The 16,127-nt window shown below is 35.6% G+C and carries 19 protein-coding genes; 9 read left to right on the forward strand and 10 right to left on the reverse strand.

What is annotated here, in order from left to right; translation table 11 throughout:
* Positions 1-44: 44 nt before the first annotated feature.
* Together COE49_RS23375 and COE49_RS28155 are read left to right on the forward strand one after the other, a co-directional pair.
* Positions 45-689, forward strand: coding sequence for an HD domain-containing protein (locus COE49_RS23375; RefSeq protein ID WP_088229238.1), 645 nt, complete (start codon positions 45-47; stop codon positions 687-689).
* 18 nt (positions 690-707) lie between these two features.
* Positions 708-1,004 (forward strand): hypothetical protein, encoded by a 297-nt coding sequence (locus tag COE49_RS28155; protein ID WP_088229237.1) that lies wholly within the window; start codon positions 708-710, stop codon positions 1,002-1,004.
* Between the two features lie 146 nt (positions 1,005-1,150).
* Here the strand turns inward: COE49_RS28155 and COE49_RS23385 are convergent, their stop codons facing one another.
* The 7 genes from COE49_RS23385 to COE49_RS23415 form a co-directional block, all read right to left on the reverse strand.
* On the reverse strand, positions 1,151-1,591 hold the full coding sequence (locus COE49_RS23385; RefSeq protein ID WP_140417255.1) for a carboxymuconolactone decarboxylase: 441 nt from the start codon (positions 1,589-1,591) through the stop codon (positions 1,151-1,153).
* A 30-nt stretch (positions 1,592-1,621) separates the two neighbouring features.
* Positions 1,622-3,112 carry an alanine/glycine:cation symporter family protein gene (locus tag COE49_RS23390; RefSeq protein ID WP_088229235.1) on the reverse strand — a complete coding sequence of 497 codons (1,491 nt, stop codon included), beginning with the start codon at positions 3,110-3,112 and terminating at the stop codon, positions 1,622-1,624.
* Positions 3,113-3,249: 137 nt separating this feature from the next.
* On the reverse strand, positions 3,250-4,734 hold the full coding sequence (locus tag COE49_RS23395; RefSeq protein ID WP_088229234.1) for an aldehyde dehydrogenase family protein: 1,485 nt from the start codon (positions 4,732-4,734) through the stop codon (positions 3,250-3,252).
* Positions 4,735-4,750: 16 nt separating this feature from the next.
* Complete coding sequence (gene dapA, locus COE49_RS23400) at positions 4,751-5,647, reverse strand: 4-hydroxy-tetrahydrodipicolinate synthase (protein WP_088229233.1); 897 nt, start codon at positions 5,645-5,647, stop codon at positions 4,751-4,753.
* A gap of 22 nt (positions 5,648-5,669) precedes the next feature.
* Positions 5,670-6,611, reverse strand: coding sequence for a proline racemase family protein (locus COE49_RS23405; protein ID WP_088229232.1), 942 nt, complete (start codon positions 6,609-6,611; stop codon positions 5,670-5,672).
* Positions 6,608-7,645: a proline racemase family protein gene (locus tag COE49_RS23410; protein WP_088229231.1), complete on the reverse strand. Its 1,038-nt coding sequence runs from the start codon at positions 7,643-7,645 to the stop codon at positions 6,608-6,610. The genes COE49_RS23405 and COE49_RS23410 overlap by 4 nt, the downstream gene beginning before the upstream one ends.
* A complete protein-coding gene (locus COE49_RS23415) occupies positions 7,642-8,817 on the reverse strand; it encodes an NAD(P)/FAD-dependent oxidoreductase (protein WP_098252098.1) in 1,176 nt (391 codons plus the stop codon). Before COE49_RS23415 ends, COE49_RS23410 begins: the two co-directional genes overlap by 4 nt.
* Before the next feature lie 181 nt (positions 8,818-8,998).
* On the opposite strand from COE49_RS23415, the gene COE49_RS23420 reads away from it, so the two are divergent.
* From COE49_RS23420 to COE49_RS23435, 4 genes are all read left to right on the forward strand, one after another.
* The gene (locus tag COE49_RS23420) at positions 8,999-10,660 is read left to right on the forward strand and encodes a sigma-54 interaction domain-containing protein (RefSeq protein ID WP_088229229.1); all 1,662 of its coding nucleotides are present in this window, start codon (positions 8,999-9,001) and stop codon (positions 10,658-10,660) included.
* 73 nt (positions 10,661-10,733) lie between these two features.
* On the forward strand, positions 10,734-11,006 hold the full coding sequence (locus COE49_RS23425; RefSeq protein WP_088229228.1) for a (2Fe-2S)-binding protein: 273 nt from the start codon (positions 10,734-10,736) through the stop codon (positions 11,004-11,006).
* On the forward strand, positions 11,003-11,335 hold the full coding sequence (locus tag COE49_RS23430; RefSeq protein ID WP_088229227.1) for a (2Fe-2S)-binding protein: 333 nt from the start codon (positions 11,003-11,005) through the stop codon (positions 11,333-11,335). Before COE49_RS23425 ends, COE49_RS23430 begins: the two co-directional genes overlap by 4 nt.
* Positions 11,332-12,567, forward strand: a complete 1,236-nt coding sequence (locus COE49_RS23435; protein ID WP_088229226.1) for an NAD(P)/FAD-dependent oxidoreductase — start codon at positions 11,332-11,334, stop codon at positions 12,565-12,567. The genes COE49_RS23430 and COE49_RS23435 overlap by 4 nt, the downstream gene beginning before the upstream one ends.
* 24 nt (positions 12,568-12,591) lie before the next feature.
* Here the strand turns inward: COE49_RS23435 and COE49_RS23440 are convergent, their stop codons facing one another.
* Positions 12,592-12,900 carry a YxcD family protein gene (locus COE49_RS23440; RefSeq protein WP_000447757.1) on the reverse strand — a complete coding sequence of 103 codons (309 nt, stop codon included), beginning with the start codon at positions 12,898-12,900 and terminating at the stop codon, positions 12,592-12,594.
* Positions 12,888-13,337: a hypothetical protein gene (locus tag COE49_RS23445; RefSeq protein WP_088229225.1), complete on the reverse strand. Its 450-nt coding sequence runs from the start codon at positions 13,335-13,337 to the stop codon at positions 12,888-12,890. The genes COE49_RS23440 and COE49_RS23445 overlap by 13 nt, the downstream gene beginning before the upstream one ends.
* Before the next feature lie 260 nt (positions 13,338-13,597).
* Between COE49_RS23445 and COE49_RS23450 the strand changes: the two genes are divergently transcribed.
* Together COE49_RS23450 and uptA are read left to right on the forward strand one after the other, a co-directional pair.
* Positions 13,598-14,362: a DUF1836 domain-containing protein gene (locus COE49_RS23450; RefSeq protein WP_088229224.1), complete on the forward strand. Its 765-nt coding sequence runs from the start codon at positions 13,598-13,600 to the stop codon at positions 14,360-14,362.
* Positions 14,363-14,595: 233 nt separating this feature from the next.
* Entirely contained in the window at positions 14,596-15,201 is a 606-nt protein-coding gene (gene uptA, locus COE49_RS23455; RefSeq protein ID WP_088229223.1) for an undecaprenyl phosphate transporter UptA, read from the forward strand.
* A gap of 38 nt (positions 15,202-15,239) precedes the next feature.
* Here uptA and COE49_RS23460 read toward each other — a convergent pair whose 3' ends face one another.
* Positions 15,240-15,728, reverse strand: coding sequence for a hypothetical protein (locus COE49_RS23460; protein WP_088229222.1), 489 nt, complete (start codon positions 15,726-15,728; stop codon positions 15,240-15,242).
* A gap of 141 nt (positions 15,729-15,869) precedes the next feature.
* Between COE49_RS23460 and COE49_RS23465 the strand changes: the two genes are divergently transcribed.
* Entirely contained in the window at positions 15,870-16,094 is a 225-nt protein-coding gene (locus COE49_RS23465; RefSeq protein WP_088229221.1) for a hypothetical protein, read from the forward strand.
* The last annotated feature ends 33 nt before the right edge of the window (positions 16,095-16,127 follow it).

Genomic DNA, 16,127 nt, shown 5'->3' on the forward strand with positions numbered 1-16,127 from the left:
ATGAAATTATTTTAAATATGAATTTTTAGAGAAAGGATACCTATATGAAATATATATTAGATACGACATACGCGAGAGAATTACTCGAGTGGGCATATGAACAAAATCCAGGTCCATGGTTTGAACATTCAATTAATGTTGCCCTTGCAACGGAAAAGATAGTTGTAGAACTTATTAATAATGGGTATTATGACCTAAATGCTGACATAGCATATAATGCTGCCCTCCTGCATGATATAGGAAGGTATAAAGGTTTTACCAGATCTGTTATACATTCCTATGATGGTTATATGTACATGAATGATTTAGGTTATACAGGAAACGCGATTATTTGTGTGACACATTCATTCCCTTGCAAAAATGAACATATAGATATCGCAGCGGAGTGGAGTCTTGTTCCCGATTATATGAAAAGCCGGTTGATTGAAATATTGAACGAACATAGTAACTACGACTTATATAATAAAGTAATCACCCTTTGTGACGCTCTAGCTGACGCAGATGGCTTTACTACCCTTGAAAAAAGATTAATTTCAGTTGGCTTACGTCATGGAACAACTGCTCATACATCTTTACATTGGAAAGGATTCTATACAATTAAGAAAGAATTAGAATCTTTAATCGGTAAGAGTATATACAGCGTTCTTCCTGACATAAAGAAATCGATTTATGGTAATATAGAATATTAAATTACATACAATTTAAAAGTGGAGGGATTACTTATTAGTAAAATGGGATTTGACTTGATAAACCATAGAGATAACTCTGCTTTTGGGTATGAAAATATAGTGATTATATCTAAGAGCTGTAAATTTTCTAACTGTTCGCATACAAATGAACCACAATGTGCAGTTAAAAAAGCTATATCCGATGGAGTTCTTACAGAAGATATAATGAATAGTTATTATAGAGATAAGAATGAATTCGAATATGTATGTAAACAAAAGAACAAAACAAAAGCTATTGATTATATGAAACAATTGAAACTTTTTAGAAAATCTTAAAACTAAATAAATAGTTTCGATTTCTCATTCCCACTAGATTTAAAATTTTCACTTTATTACATCACATACAATGTAAATTTCATACTCAAATTTAATCTCACGTAAAAGAACGTTTTAAACATAAAGTTTAAAACGTTCTTTTCTATTCAATGCTTTTGATTTTTCAGTTCAATTAAACACTCTTGTACTAAAGTTACCGCTTGACTCATTGCAGCTCCGCCAGCAAATGCTGCTGATACCCCACACGCTTCCAGAATCTCTTTATCTGAACACCCTTGATCAAGACAACCTTTTGTATGATAAATGGTACAATATTCATCTTGCGTTGCTAGACTAATTCCTAATGCGATAAGTTGTTTTTCCCTTTTTGTTAAAGCGCCCTCTTGAAAACAAGCTTGCGTGAACGCATTATATGTTTCAGCAATTTCAGGAATTTGGTTTGTGAAACTACCGATTCCTTCTTTATAATGATGTAGAACGTCATTTACTGAACTATGATGTTGTTCGTTTTCCATCTTATTATTACCCCCATTCAAATTATCTGTACCTACTGTAGTATGTGATGAAAAGAAGGCAATATACCACACAGAATAGAATGAATATTCAGTTTATTAAGACTACAATTGCAGACTATCATCCACTACCGCTTGTTCTTTAGAGTTTTTTCCTTCAACCTCTTTACTTCTCTCTTCCCAAAATGTTAAGCCTTCAATCCCCACATTTTTAGGATCAAATACTGGGTCTTTCCCTTCTTTTTTCTGCGCTTCATAATCTTTTAATACTTTTAATGCCGTTTTACTTAATAATATGATCGCAATAAGGTTTAACCATGCCATACTACCAATTCCTAAATCTCCAAGGTTCCATAATAGCGATGCTGATTCTACGCTACCGATGTAAACCATAATTAAAAATCCAATTTTTAAAACGGGTTTTAACCAGTTATATTTAAGCTCACGATCTAAATAAGTAAGTGTCGTTTCAGCGATATAATAGTAAGCAAGTAAAGTTGTAAATGCGAAGAAGAAGATTGCGATTGAAATAAATATTGGACCAAATCCCGTCATAACAGTTTCAACTGCTTGTTGTGTATAGATTGGACCTGCATCTACATTCCCAATGTTCTTTACAATAGCGCTTTTTCCTTCAGGTATAACATTATACATACCTGTTATTAAAATCATAAGAGCTGTCGCTGTACATACAACAATTGTATCGATATATACAGAAAACGCTTGAACTAACCCTTGTTTGGCAGGATGGGATACTTCAGCAGCAGCTGAACTATATGTCGCTTCTCCAACACCAGCAACATTTGAAAATACAGCACGTTTTACGCCCCAAGCAATAGCTGCACCAACGATACCACCAAACATTTCATTTACACCAAAAGCACTAGAGAAAATTAAAGCGAACATACTTGGAATTTCCGTTACATTCGCAATTAATACGATACATGTAACAATTACATAACCAATTGCCATAAATGGAACAAGCATTTGAGAGACGCCCGCAATTCTTTTTACGCCACCAAAAATGATTGCTGCTAATAATATGACTAACAATATACCAGTTATATATTTGCTAATGCCATTAGAGTTTTCAAATCCAACAGCGATACTACTTGATTGAATACCTGGCAATAATACGCCATATGACAGTGTTACAACCACCGCTACAATAACCGCAAACCATTTCATTTTCAAACCTTTTTCAATAAAATATGGTGTACCACCGCGGTATTCATTTCCTACTTTACTTTTATATACTTGAGATAATGTTGATTCAACAAATGCACTAGCTGCTCCTAAAAGAGCCATTACCCACATCCAAAATACAGCTCCAGGACCACCAAAAGCGATAGCTGTCGCTACTCCTGCGATATTACCTATTCCAACCCTTCCTGATAAGGCCAAACAGAATGCTTGGAAAGATGAAATGCCAGTCTCTGAGCTTTTCCCTTCAAATAGTAATGTAATCATCTCTTTAAAATAAAGAATTTGCAAAAAACGTGTCGCAATTGTGAAATATATGCCTGCCCCTAATGCAAAAACAACTAAACCAATACTCCATACTTGCCCTACTAGCCATTCTACTAACTGTTCCATCAAAGTCCCCCTCTTACTTGTTTTGAAAAGAATATTTATATATAGAAAGCGGACAACCTTTGACTTGCATTCCAGTTGTCCGCTTCTCTTATTTATCCTATTATTTACAGTCTACAAGACTGCTACTAAATAGAGTTTCACTTAATATTGACCCAAACACTCTTCACTTCTGTATAATTATCTAGCGCATATGAGCCTAACTCACGACCGATACCAGATTGCTTAAACCCACCAAATGGTGCCGCTGCATTTTCTAGGTTATAATCATTAATCCACACTGTTCCTGCCTTTAACTTATTAGCAACTTGATGTCCAGTTTTAATATTTTGTGTCCATACCCCTGCAGCAAGCCCATATGAAGAGTTATTTGCTCTTTCAATTACTTCTTCTGTCGAATCAAATGGAAGTACAACGACAACTGGTCCGAAAATTTCTTCCTTAACAATTGTCATATCATCCGTAACATTTGTGAATACTGTCGGCTGTACAAAATAACCTTTTTCAAATGCACGTTCTCCACCAGCAGCAACAGTAGCACCTTCCTTCTTCCCTTGTTCAATATAATGCAGCACACGCTCTTGTTGTTTTTTAGATACGAGTGGACCCATTTCAGTTTCCTTCTCCATACCTGCTCCAAGCTTTACTTCATTTGCCATTTTTACAAGTTCATTTACGACTGTTTCATAATGCTTTCGATGCACGAACACGCGAGATCCCGCACTACAGTTTTGACCATGATTATACATAATACCTTGGAACGCACCGTTAATCGCTTCTTCTAAGTCAGCGTCTTCTAAAATGATATTTGGGGACTTGCCACCAAGTTCTAACGTTACATGTTTAATTGTTTCTGCTGATTGACGCATAATATATTTTCCCGTAACTGTTGAACCAGTGAAGGCTACTTTATCAATATCATGATGGTTTACGATTGCTGCTCCTGCTTCAGGACCAAAACCTGGAACGAAGTTTACAACACCATTTGGAAAACCAGCCTCTTTAAAGAGCTTCGCTGTATATAATAACGATAAAGGCGTTTGCTCTGCTGGTTTTAATACAATCGTACAGCCTGTTGCTAGTGCAGCCCCCATTTTCCAAGAAGACATAACGAGCGGAAAATTCCAAGGAATAATTTGACCTACAACGCCAACTGGTTCATGGCGCGTATAATTTAAGTAATCTTTTGAAATTGGAATGGTTTGCCCGATAATTTTTGTAGCCCATCCCGCGTAGTAGCGATAATTTTCTACAGTCGCTGCAATATCATCATCTAGTGCTACTTGATATGGTTTCCCATTATCTAAAGCTTCTAACTGCGCTAATTCTTCTCCATGCTCTTCAATTAAATCTGCTAATTTATAAATAAGATGTGCTCTTTCAGCGGTAGTCATTTCTGCCCAAGGTCCACTTTCAAATGCAGCTCTTGCTGCTTTGACTGCGACATCAATATCTTCCTCTTGCGCTTCACATACGACAGCTAAAACATCTTCTGTTGCTGGATTGTATGTTTCGAACGTCTTCCCGCTAATAGAAGAAATAAATTCACCATTAATAAACATTTTAATTTCTTCGTTTAAAAACGCTTTCACTTTTGGTTTCAGCTCAATATTTGTCGTTAACATATACACTCCTCCTTATTTAAACAGCTGTATGAGCTGTGATATTTGATAAAATCGATTGAAGCTTTTGATCTTCTTCTTCAGTTAATCCGAGTCTCGGATAACGTGAAGGTCCTCCGACTTGCCCGTGTAATTCCATTGAGCGTTTAACGATTTGTACATATTTTCCCGATCCTTCAAGAAACTCGCAAAGAGGTAAAATCGCATCGTTTATTTCCCACGCTTTTTCTAATTCACCATTTTGAAAATGCTCATACATTTTCGTAACTAGACCTGGAACGATATTTCCTGCTACTGAAACCCATCCCGAGGCACCAACTAAATAAGATTCCATAACTAAATCTTCAGATCCGCAGAAGACTTGAAAAGCACCTTCGCCTTGTCTTACTAAATCTCTCGCTTTTCGAATATCTCCGCTAGATTCTTTAATATGTGTAACATTTTCACACTCTTTACCAATGCGAAGCATAAGCTCTGTACTCATATCAACACCAGAAGTAAATGGGTTATTGTATAGCATAATTGGTATATTTACAGCGTTTGAGATTTCTTTAAAATGAAAATAGATTTCTTCTTCTTTCGGTTTACAATAATACGAGTTAATAATTAACGCACAATCCGCCCCGTGCGCTTCCGCATGTTTCGTATATTCAATCGTTTCTTTCGTCGTCTCTGCTGCAGTACCAACGATAACGGGAATACGGCCATCAACTTCTTTTAATACAGTTTCTACCATATTAAAACGTTCTTCTTTTGATAAACTAACAAATTCTCCCGTACTTCCATTAATAATAATTCCAGCTACTTTTTGTTCAATAAAGTAATTTACATTTTGTTTTACACCTTTCCAATCAATCTCTTGAAACTCATCCATCGGTGTTATTAATACTGGAAATGCCCCTTTAATTTTTTTCATCTTTATCTCTCCCTTTAACATTTTATTTTAATAGAAACCCTGTTGGAAACGGATCTGTCGGATCTAGCAAAAACGTCTGCATACCTGTAATAAATCCTCTACTTTCAAAACGGAAAATGTATCCTAATTCTTCTTTCTTCACTTGTTCCACTGTTATAAAGCTATTAAAAATACTTTCATTTTTAAAAGGTTTATCCGCTATATAATCATTTTTAAATAAAGCATGAACATAAGACACAATTGTAGAAACAAAACCTGGTGAACGTACGATAAAGTTATCTTCATGAAATGTGATTGACTTTATATGATTCTTTTCTTTTTGCGAAGAATCTACTAAAATAAGTCTTTTTATAAGTGACTGTTTTTGTATAGCTTCAAGTGTAGCTTCTCCCCATTTTTTTAATTCAGATATATTTTCAACAGAAATTTCAGGCGAATACGTATCCTTTTCTACAACTGCATAAACTTTATCTGCTTGTATGAGAGAGTAATTTATATTACCAATCTTCAAATCTTTCTCAACCATATAACAAAGTTTGCTTTCAAACGAAACAGATACAACTTCATCATGCTCCACATACGCATGAACCGAAAATATTCCAGATAGCGTTTCGATTTTGTATTGATTAGACTCTCTCTTTTTTAAATAACCACTTTCTAATAACATTGTTATTACCGCTACTATACCGCCATAATGAAGAGGAATAGATCCTTCATGATCAAAAAACAATACCGCTGCATCCACTTCCTTATGAATAGAAGGAACGACAATACATCCATTTAAACCGATAAAACCACGTGGTTCATTTAATAAAAGCTGCATTTCTTCTGCTAATTCCCCAGAAAACTGTTCATTTAAATGTTCTAAACTGTAGTAGTATTTGCATGGTACATCTTTTATTACACGAAATGCTTCGCCAGCTACGTGCACATCTACTGCTGTATACATTTTTTGAATGTTCATTTTACATCCTCCGTTTCATGCTCCATCGGCGGAATTAACAAAAAACCTTCTTTAAGTGGATCCTTTTCATTGTAAAAAAATCTATGCATGCCCATAAGCCAAGCCGATCCAGTAATTTTCGTTACTACAGCTTCAATATTTTCTACATTTGTTGTACTCATAACACACCCTTTAAATAAAGAACCTACAATACTCTCATGAACAAATTCTTCATCAATGTCAATTTTTTTATGGGCATATAGTACAGCTAACTTCGCGGATGTTCCTGTACCACATGGAGATCGATCTATTCCTCCTGGCGGAACAACAACTGTATTTTTCACATGCGCACTTTCATGAGTAGGATCTGTATAAAATTCAACATGTGTTAATCCTCTTATAAACGAATACTTTGGATGAATGATTTCAAACTTCTCATTAATTGTATTTCGAATATGAATTGCCTTATCAATGATCGTAGATGCGTTTTCTGGTACTAAATCTAAACCTACTGACTTCGCATCGATAATGGCATAAAAATTCCCTCCATATGCAATGTCAGCCTCTACAGTTCCAATGTCTTCAACGTCTACAGTAATGTTTTTCAATAAAAAAGCTGGTATGTTGCAGAAGGAGACTTCTTTCGCTTTCCCATCTTGAACAAAAATATCTACTTCAACTAAGCCTGCTGGTGTATCTAGCTTTAAAGAAGTAACCGGTTCAACTACTGGGATTAAGCCTGATTCAACTAATGATGTACATACACCGATTGTATCGTGGCCACACATCGGTAAATACCCGCCTGTCTCTATGTATATAACACCTATATCAGCTTCAGGGTGACACGGATCTGTTAATAGTGCACCTGACATTACATCATGCCCACGTGGTTCATTCATTAACAATTTGCGAATCCAGTCATACTCCTTTTTCATATGCAACATCTTCTCTGCCATCGTCTCTCCAATTAACTTAGGAAGTCCGCTAATTAATGTCCTCGTTGGATTCCCGCCCGTATGTGTATCAATCGTCGTAAAGACTCTTTGTGACCTCATCCGTTTAACACCCTTTCTGTAAAACGACTCAAACGAAGTGGTTCAATAGGAATGATTGTTTCTTTTTCATTTAACAGTTCCTCAACCACCTTCCCAGTAACTGCCGCAAGACTAATCCCATCACCTTCATGCCCCGCTGCTATAAAGTAGTTCGGAATATGTTCCACTCGTGAAATGATTGGCAAATGATCTTCTGTCCACGGACGTAATCCAGCATATGAACGGATCACCATCATATCCGCCATTTTCGGATAAAAACGAATTGCTCTATTTGCAATACATTTAATAACTTCATTGTTTATTCTCGTGTGAAACCCTACAAATTCTCGACTACTACCAATTAAAAAATTTTGACTTTCTGTCGGTTCAAATACAAGCGCGACTCCGTATTGTTCAGTTAAAGCATCTACTTTTCGTTTCCCACCAAACTTGGAAATCAAATAACCAAATTCCATTACTTTACGGCAGCCAACATGTTGTTGTCTCGAAGCTACAATAATATGTCCCTTTCTCGGTTCAATTGGGATATTCACATCTAACATCTGTCCGATTTTAGGAGCCCACACACCAGCTGCATTCACAACTTGCTTCGCAGTATATGTACCGTTTGTCGTTTCTACAATAAATGAGCCGTCCTTCTCTCTTTTCATTTCTTTAACTTCTGTATGGTTATAAGCTTTTGCACCAAATTTTTTCGCCTCTGCTAAAAGTGAAAAAGCGAGAAGATACGGATTTACAGTTGAATCAGTTGCGCATTCTAAACCACCTAATAAATCATCAGCAAAAAATGGTGATTCCTCTCTTATATCTTGCCTATCTAACATTCGAAACGGTAAACCCGCTTCTTTTTGCCTGTCTACCCATTGCTGCGCCGCTTCCATCTCTTCGTCTGATTCACAAACAAGGATGCTGCCAGGTGCCCTATATTCAAATGAATGCTCCAACTCTTCACTTAGTTCGGTTACTAACTTTTGACTTACTAATGACATTTGACTATCAAACCCTGGATCTTTATCAATTGCCAATATATTTCCATCACACCGTGAAGACGTCCCGCTGACAAATTCTCCTTTTTCAATGATTGTTACATCTCTTCCGTATTTTGAAGTGTAATAAGCGATGGAACATCCTATTATTCCACCACCTATAATTAAAACGTCGCAGTGCCTCACATAGCACTCCTCCTTTCTCATAAATCTCTCACTTTCTTTTATGCAATTGACGTGCCAACTCTACATATATACACTTTTTATAAATAATATTTTTATTTGTAAAAATATTTTAAATTTATCATAAATAGGTGTATTATTTTTTTATCACTGTCTATTTTTTTTTACACAATAGGAGGTCACTATGACATTTTCATTTCCAACAATAAAAGAGTTTATAAAAATTTTGTCAATGGATCACAACAGTATCATGCAATCAATCAAGCAAGTAAACGAGAACTTTTATTACATCCATTCATCTACTGAAAAATGGCGTTGCGCAGTTATATATGAGGATGACTCTTTCACTGCTTTAATCGACGCATTTTCTCATGAACTAGCTGTTGTCATCATGAACAAAGACGAAGAACCTATATACTGTATTACTACACAGCAAATGATTCCTTTTCTTTATAAGTATTACAATGAACTACAAGCGTTTTATAACACTGTTATTGAAACGTCTGATTCTTCTGTTACAGTCATTGATGATAAAGAATGCGTTCGCACTTGGACAGATGGTGCTGAAAAGATTTTTTCAGTAAACCATAATGAAATTATCGGGCAACCGATCACTCGTTTTTTTGATTATAAAGATTTAGAAATTTTACAATCATTACATAGTGGAAAAAGCATAATCGCTCAATTCCATCAGCCTCGGCCTGATTTGTTCGTATTAATTAATTCAAACCCAGTTTATTGTAACGATAAAATAATAGGGGCAGTCGTTTCAGAAACGGATGTTACAAATCAAGTCGCTTTGAATGAAAAATTATTTAATATGTCGCATGAAATGCACCGATTAGAACAAGAAGTTGCAAAGTATAAAGATACATCTGATCCTTTCCATGCAATGAACGGAAAAAGCCCTGTCATACAAAGAACGATACAATTAGCTCGAAAGGTTTGTTCTGTGAAGTCGACTGTTTTAATTCTCGGCGAAAGTGGAGTTGGAAAAGAAGTATTTGCGAAAGCAATTCATGAAGCAAGCGAGACAGCAAAGTCACCTTTCATTTCGATCAACTGTGGTGCCATCCCTGAAGCGTTATTTGAAAGTGAGTTATTTGGGTACGAACGAGGCGCTTTTTCTGGCGCAAATAGTAAAGGGAAAAAAGGGAAAATTGAGCTGGCACAAGGCGGTACTTTATTCCTCGATGAAATTGGCGAAATGCCACTCGATATGCAAGTGAAACTTTTACGTGTACTACAAGAACGAAAATATTACCGAGTTGGTGGAGAAAAAGAAATAAATATTGATTTCCGTATTATCGCTGCTACAAATCGTGATTTACAAGAAGAAATGAGAAAAGGAACTTTCCGAGAAGATTTATATTATCGCTTAAATGTAGTTAGTTTGCATATTCCGCCACTACGAGAAAGACGAGAAGATATTATTGAATTAACATACTCATTCTTAAATGATTTTTCAATTAACTATAACAGACCAGTTCGCGACTTACCTTCAAGTATTATGCATGAACTACTTCATTACAATTGGCCAGGTAATATTCGCGAGCTCCGTAACGTAGTCGAACGGCTCGTCGTATTTGCGACAGACGGTATTATTAAACAAGAATATTTACCATTTCACACAAATGATACTTTAGAAAGCGAAACGTCTCATTCCTTTTTGCTGAGTAACAATAACACGATCCTCTCTTTACAAAATGAAATGGATGAGCATGAGAAAAAGGTAATTGAACGAGCTTTACGCATTCTAAATGGAAATAAATTAGAATGTGCAAAGCAACTCGGCATAACGAGGGCTACTTTATATAACCGATTAAAAAAACTTGGGTTACAATAACCACCTCTCCCCTCTACTTTGGCACAGTTTTTGCATTATAATTTGTGCAAACCGAACTAGAGGAGGAATACATATGACGAATAAAGAGAACATAATTGTTTGTCGTTGTGAAGAAGTAACATACGGACAACTTCAATCAACAATCGCTGAATATAATTGCTCGGCAAGGGAATTAAAACTAAGAACACGTGCTGGCATGGGATTTTGTGGTGGCCGCACATGTAGAATGATGATAGATCGAATGATTGAAAATGCAAATCCTAATATAAATTCGAATGAAATTCCTTTGAAATATCAGCCACCAGTACGTGCGGTTACTTTTGGATCGGTAGGTGAAAGTAAATGAGTAGAATTACACATCACCCTATTTTAGGTAGTTTAAATCATAGTCAGCGCATCACCTTTCAATTTAACGGTCAACAATATGAAGCATATGAACATGAAACAATTGCGGCCGCTTTACTTGCAAACGGAATTCGAACGTTAAGAGTCCATGAAGATAGCGGGAGTCCGCGAGGCATTTATTGTAATATCGGGCATTGTTCTGAATGCCGCGTAACTGTAAACAATCAAACGAACGTACGAGCTTGCTTAACTGTAGTTGAAAACAATATGGTTGTGGAAAGCGGAAAACAGCACCCGAATATCGTGAGAGAGATGGTGAAAAAGCGATGATTGATGTAATTATTATTGGCGCAGGACCAGCAGGATTATCAGCTTCCATCTCTTGTGCACGCTTTGGACTTAACGTACTTGTAATAGATGAATTTATGAAGCCAGGTGGGAGATTATTAGGTCAGTTACACCAGGAACCTACTGGAGAATGGTGGAACGGAATAGAAGAGTCAAAACGCCTTCACGAAGAAGCAAAATCCCTTTCAGTCGATATTCAGTGCGGTGTTTCCGTCTTTAATTTAGATAAAGATGAAAGTAATTGGTTCGTACATACAAATATCGGTACGTTAGAAGCACCGTTTGTACTAATTGCTACCGGGGCTGCTGAATATTCTATTCCCCTTCCTGGCTGGACACTTCCAGGAGTTATGTCAATTGGAGCAGCTCAAGTTATGACAAATGTTCACCGAGTGCAAGTTGGGAAAAAAGGAATCATTATTGGTGCTAACATTTTGTCATTTGCGATTTTAAATGAACTGCAATTAGCTGGAATTAAAGTGGATCATATTGTACTTCCTGAAAAAAGTGAGTTAAGCCAAAAAGCTGGTGAACCAGAAGAAGTTTTAAACTCTCTTTTAAATGCAGCTCATCTTGCTCCTTCTGCTTTTCTACGCATAGGTAGCCGCTTTATGAAATATGATTGGATTCGAAAAGCCGGATTAACCTTCTACCCAAATAACGGGATGAAAATAAATGGGACACCACTTCATCTCCGTAAAGCCGCACTTGAAATTATTGGAACAGATCAAGTTGAAGGTGTTCGTGTTGCTAACATTGATTCTATAGGGAATATTATTAATGGATCAGAAAAAATATTAGAGGCAGACTTCGTTTGTATTGCTGGTGGTTTATACCCACTTGCCGAGCTTGCTGCTGTAGCTGGTTGTCCTTTCCGTTACATCCCGGAATTAGGCGGACACGTCCCTCTTCATTCCGAAACAATGGAAACCCCTCTTTCGGGCTTATTTGTAGCTGGAAATATTACAGGAATTGAAAGCGGAAAAATCGCAATGGCGCAAGGAACAGTTGCTGGCTACTCAATTGTAAAACACGCTAATATAAAATCTAATTCGATTGAACAACACTTGCAACAAGCAATTCAACATGTACACGCTGTACGTCAACAAGCAGCAATTCAGTTTAATCCAATGATCGATGCTGGTAGACGAAAAATGAATGAAATTTGGCGTGATTATTCCTCTTCATATGCACATACTAAAAAGAGCTGTTGAGATTACTCTCAACAGCTCTTTTTCCTACTCATCTGAGTTATTAAATTTCGCTAATGCGTAAATGCCTTCTTCATCATCTAATTCAAGTTGTAATCTTGCCGCGAATGCATTGACATTATATTCTCTGTCAAGTAATAAGCGCAACGCTTCAATTAAGTTTGCTTGAATTAATATTTGCTGACGACCATTTACCTCTACTTCAGCTGAGAAACCATAGTCATCATCATACATCAGTTCAACTAAAACTTCTTCTGGACCAACTTGTCTTTTTTCAGCGATATACACACAAAGCGCATTTATAAGTTCTTGTTCGGAAATTTTTATTGTTTCCATGCTACTTCATCTGCCTTTTTCTTACGTTGATTTTTGAAGTATTTAAATGCACGAACTGCTAACATTACGATACCAGCCATAACTAACATATTTACCATAAACGCTAATACAGAACCAAGAGCTCCCATATTTGCAAATAAGCTACCCATTAGTAAACCACCAAGACCACCTAGTAATAAACCTTTCATAAAGCTTCCTTTATTACTTTTTGGCGCTGTGTTTGTTGCTTTTGTTTTTGAATCTGTTGTCGTTTTTTGTGAATTTACGTTAGAATCTTTTTTGTTTAAATCCACCTTAGACTTTTGACCAGAACTTGGTGTATATGATTTTTTACCAGATTTGTAACTTTTCGCTTCCGCGTGATTTACGAACATAAAGCTACTAGCCCCAAAGATAACCATGAATGCTGTCATTACTGCTACAAGTTTTTTCAACATATTATATCCATTCTCCTTTTATATAGATATATGTGAAATCTACCTTTCTAGTAAATTCAGAATGATAGATTTGTTTTAAAATCATTTTAAAGGTTCTTATGAACTTATTATATGAACTTTTGTCGAAATATGCAAGTATTATTTACTTAAGACAATAATTCCATAACAAAGGAAAAAATAAGAAAAACGGAATTGACTTTAAATGAAACAAAACATATTATAAGTTCATAAGAACTTTTTATAATTTTGGAGGTGAAAAGATGGAAACATTTCATCTCACACGAAACGAAATGGCAACGCTCCTTCTATCACTTAGAGGATGGAATCCGAAAAAGCCTCTTAGCATTTTACAAGAAGCTTGGGCAAAGTCACATAAAAAAGATATTGAAAGCGGACAAAGCGTTACAGCTTTTATTACAACCGCACTTTCACCTATTTTTGAAAAATTGATTAAAATTGAAGATACAGACATTGGTTTTTCATTAAATGAAATAGTTGCGCTTGGTAATCAGATTGAAAACACGAGTTTCTCTGTAACCGCTATGCAAAACTGGGTGAAACGAGATATAAAAGAAATGATTGGCTCCCCTCAAAAAGGGAAGAAATATTCAATCGAACAAGCAGCCTTACTATTCATTGTCGAAGATTTAAAAACAGCACTGGATTTTGAATCCATTCGTAAGCTATTGCGCCTTATCGTAAATGACCCAGCCGATCGAAGTGATGATTTAATCAATCCTGTTCATTTATATGTAGCATACTCTTCTCTATTTGAAGAACTAAATCAAGGGAATTGCTTACAACTAAATGCAACAGATACAATTCATACGATTGAAAATATTGTAAAAGAAAAAGCTGATAAAATTGCAAGCAAGTTCGATCAAGTTAATAATGAACAACGCGAAGCAATTCGTAACGCTATTATTATCGCCACGCTTTCTGTACATACCGCTTATGTACAAATGCTAGCGAAACGTTACGTAACAGCAACGTTATTTTTACAAAATTTAGATGTAAAGCCGTAAAAAATAGGAGCAGAAGTGCTTCTATTTTTTATGAGAAATTTTTAATACTCTTTTCATTATCACTTCATGAAAAATCAGCTTACATGCTTTACTATAATACTTAAGAGAGACATAAAAGAATTGAAATAGCAATCCCCTATGTAAATAAGGTATAATCTACACATGATAAACCTTTTACTTTATTAACAAAAAGGTTTATCTATTCAAAAATTCATAAACTAGAAGGTGCAACAATGTTAAGTAGTTTTATTCATTCAGTATTGACGTTTTTTGAAGGGTTAGGTTATTGGGGCATTATGCTTGGATTAATGATTGAAATTATCCCGAGTGAAATTGTCCTCGCTTACGCAGGATACTTAGTATCAAATGGAAGTATCTCGTTTGTAGGCGCAGTTATATTCGGTACAATTGGCGGTGTTATTGCTCAAGTCTTTATTTATTGGATTGGCCGATACGGCGGTCGCCCTGTATTAGAACGTTACGGAAAATATATTTTCATTCATAAAAAACAAATAGACGCTGCTGAAGATTGGTTTAATCGTTACGGAACTGGCGTAATTTTCACAGCCCGCTTTATTCCAGTAGTACGCCATGCGATTTCAATTCCTGCTGGTATTACAAAAATGCCAATTTCACGTTTCATTACGTTAACAGGACTTGCGATTATTCCTTGGTCTATCATTTTCATTTACTTAGGTGAAAAACTAGGTGAAAACTGGGAGAATATTAATGATATTGCTGGACCGTATGTGAAATCGTTCGCAATAGGTGGCGTCATACTTATTCTTTTATACTTCGTCATAAAAAAATGGACAAAAAAGCGTAAAAATCTTGCGTAAAAATATAAATAAAAACCGCTATATATTCATTACGAATGTTAGCGGTTTTTATTATAGGCTTGATTATATATTAGAAATTGTATTATTTCTTCTTTATGCTTTAAATCATGCTGAATGAGTGATGAAAAGTAATTATTTAATTTCACTTTTTTAGTGTCAAATTGGTAGTCATTATAAAAATATTTGGTGGGAATTCGCTCAATTTCATCCACTAATTGTTTACGAGTAACACTAAATTGATTTAATAGTTCTTCTTTTGAAATACCAGATCTCGCATATTTAATTGCTCCCATATTCATTTCCTCAACATCTATTGGAACATTTGGTACAGATTGTCCACTTATAAAGTATGGAATTCTATCCTTTATTATAAACACATCCCAAACGATAAAATGTGAAATCACATCCGCAATTGCCCATGAACCTTTTTTTAATGCCTGAAACCATATATCATCAGGCACTCGCTGTAATGTTTGACACCACTCTATTAAATTTAATTTTCCTTCCAAAATATTCTCTTTCTTCATTATTCATTCCTTTCTCGTACTTATAATTCATTCATATTAATATCTTCTAGAAATTGTATAAAAAAGCCTCCATAATTATGTGGATAAGCTACAATTCACTCATTCATTTCGTATATTATCTCAAAAAGGAGTGATTTTCCTATGCACTGGCAACAAAAAATACCATACTTAATTGGACGCCCTATCGGCATTTCCTTCATTAACGGGCAAGGAACTTCTGGTGTATTATGTTCAGCACATGATGGCCAATTATATGTATATGAATACCTGTACCAAGCACAATTCGCCATGAAACATTATGATTTTAGACAAATTCAAGATATACATGCATTTCCTAATTGCCCGCACCAAAATCCTCTATACTAAAAAACCGGAACGGCTAATAGCCATTCCGGTTTC

Source organism: Bacillus sp. AFS029637, from assembly GCF_002584985.1.
Taxonomy (GTDB): domain Bacteria; phylum Bacillota; class Bacilli; order Bacillales; family Bacillaceae_G; genus Bacillus_A.

Coding starts and splice junctions, on each gene's coding strand:
- COE49_RS23465 (WP_088229221.1), top strand. CDS start 15,870: ATGCACTGGCAACAAAAAATACCATACTTAATTGGACGCCCTATCGGC.
- COE49_RS23440 (WP_000447757.1), bottom strand. CDS start 12,900: ATGGAAACAATAAAAATTTCCGAACAAGAACTTATAAATGCGCTTTGT.
- COE49_RS23410 (WP_088229231.1), bottom strand. CDS start 7,645: ATGAGGTCACAAAGAGTCTTTACGACGATTGATACACATACGGGCGGG.
- COE49_RS23395 (WP_088229234.1), bottom strand. CDS start 4,734: ATGTTAACGACAAATATTGAGCTGAAACCAAAAGTGAAAGCGTTTTTA.
- COE49_RS23420 (WP_088229229.1), top strand. CDS start 8,999: ATGACATTTTCATTTCCAACAATAAAAGAGTTTATAAAAATTTTGTCA.
- COE49_RS23390 (WP_088229235.1), bottom strand. CDS start 3,112: ATGGAACAGTTAGTAGAATGGCTAGTAGGGCAAGTATGGAGTATTGGT.
- dapA (WP_088229233.1), bottom strand. CDS start 5,647: ATGAAAAAAATTAAAGGGGCATTTCCAGTATTAATAACACCGATGGAT.
- COE49_RS23430 (WP_088229227.1), top strand. CDS start 11,003: ATGAGTAGAATTACACATCACCCTATTTTAGGTAGTTTAAATCATAGT.
- COE49_RS23425 (WP_088229228.1), top strand. CDS start 10,734: ATGACGAATAAAGAGAACATAATTGTTTGTCGTTGTGAAGAAGTAACA.
- COE49_RS23435 (WP_088229226.1), top strand. CDS start 11,332: ATGATTGATGTAATTATTATTGGCGCAGGACCAGCAGGATTATCAGCT.
- COE49_RS23405 (WP_088229232.1), bottom strand. CDS start 6,611: ATGAACATTCAAAAAATGTATACAGCAGTAGATGTGCACGTAGCTGGC.
- COE49_RS23445 (WP_088229225.1), bottom strand. CDS start 13,337: ATGTTGAAAAAACTTGTAGCAGTAATGACAGCATTCATGGTTATCTTT.
- uptA (WP_088229223.1), top strand. CDS start 14,596: ATGTTAAGTAGTTTTATTCATTCAGTATTGACGTTTTTTGAAGGGTTA.
- COE49_RS23375 (WP_088229238.1), top strand. CDS start 45: ATGAAATATATATTAGATACGACATACGCGAGAGAATTACTCGAGTGG.
- COE49_RS23450 (WP_088229224.1), top strand. CDS start 13,598: ATGGAAACATTTCATCTCACACGAAACGAAATGGCAACGCTCCTTCTA.
- COE49_RS23460 (WP_088229222.1), bottom strand. CDS start 15,728: ATGAAGAAAGAGAATATTTTGGAAGGAAAATTAAATTTAATAGAGTGG.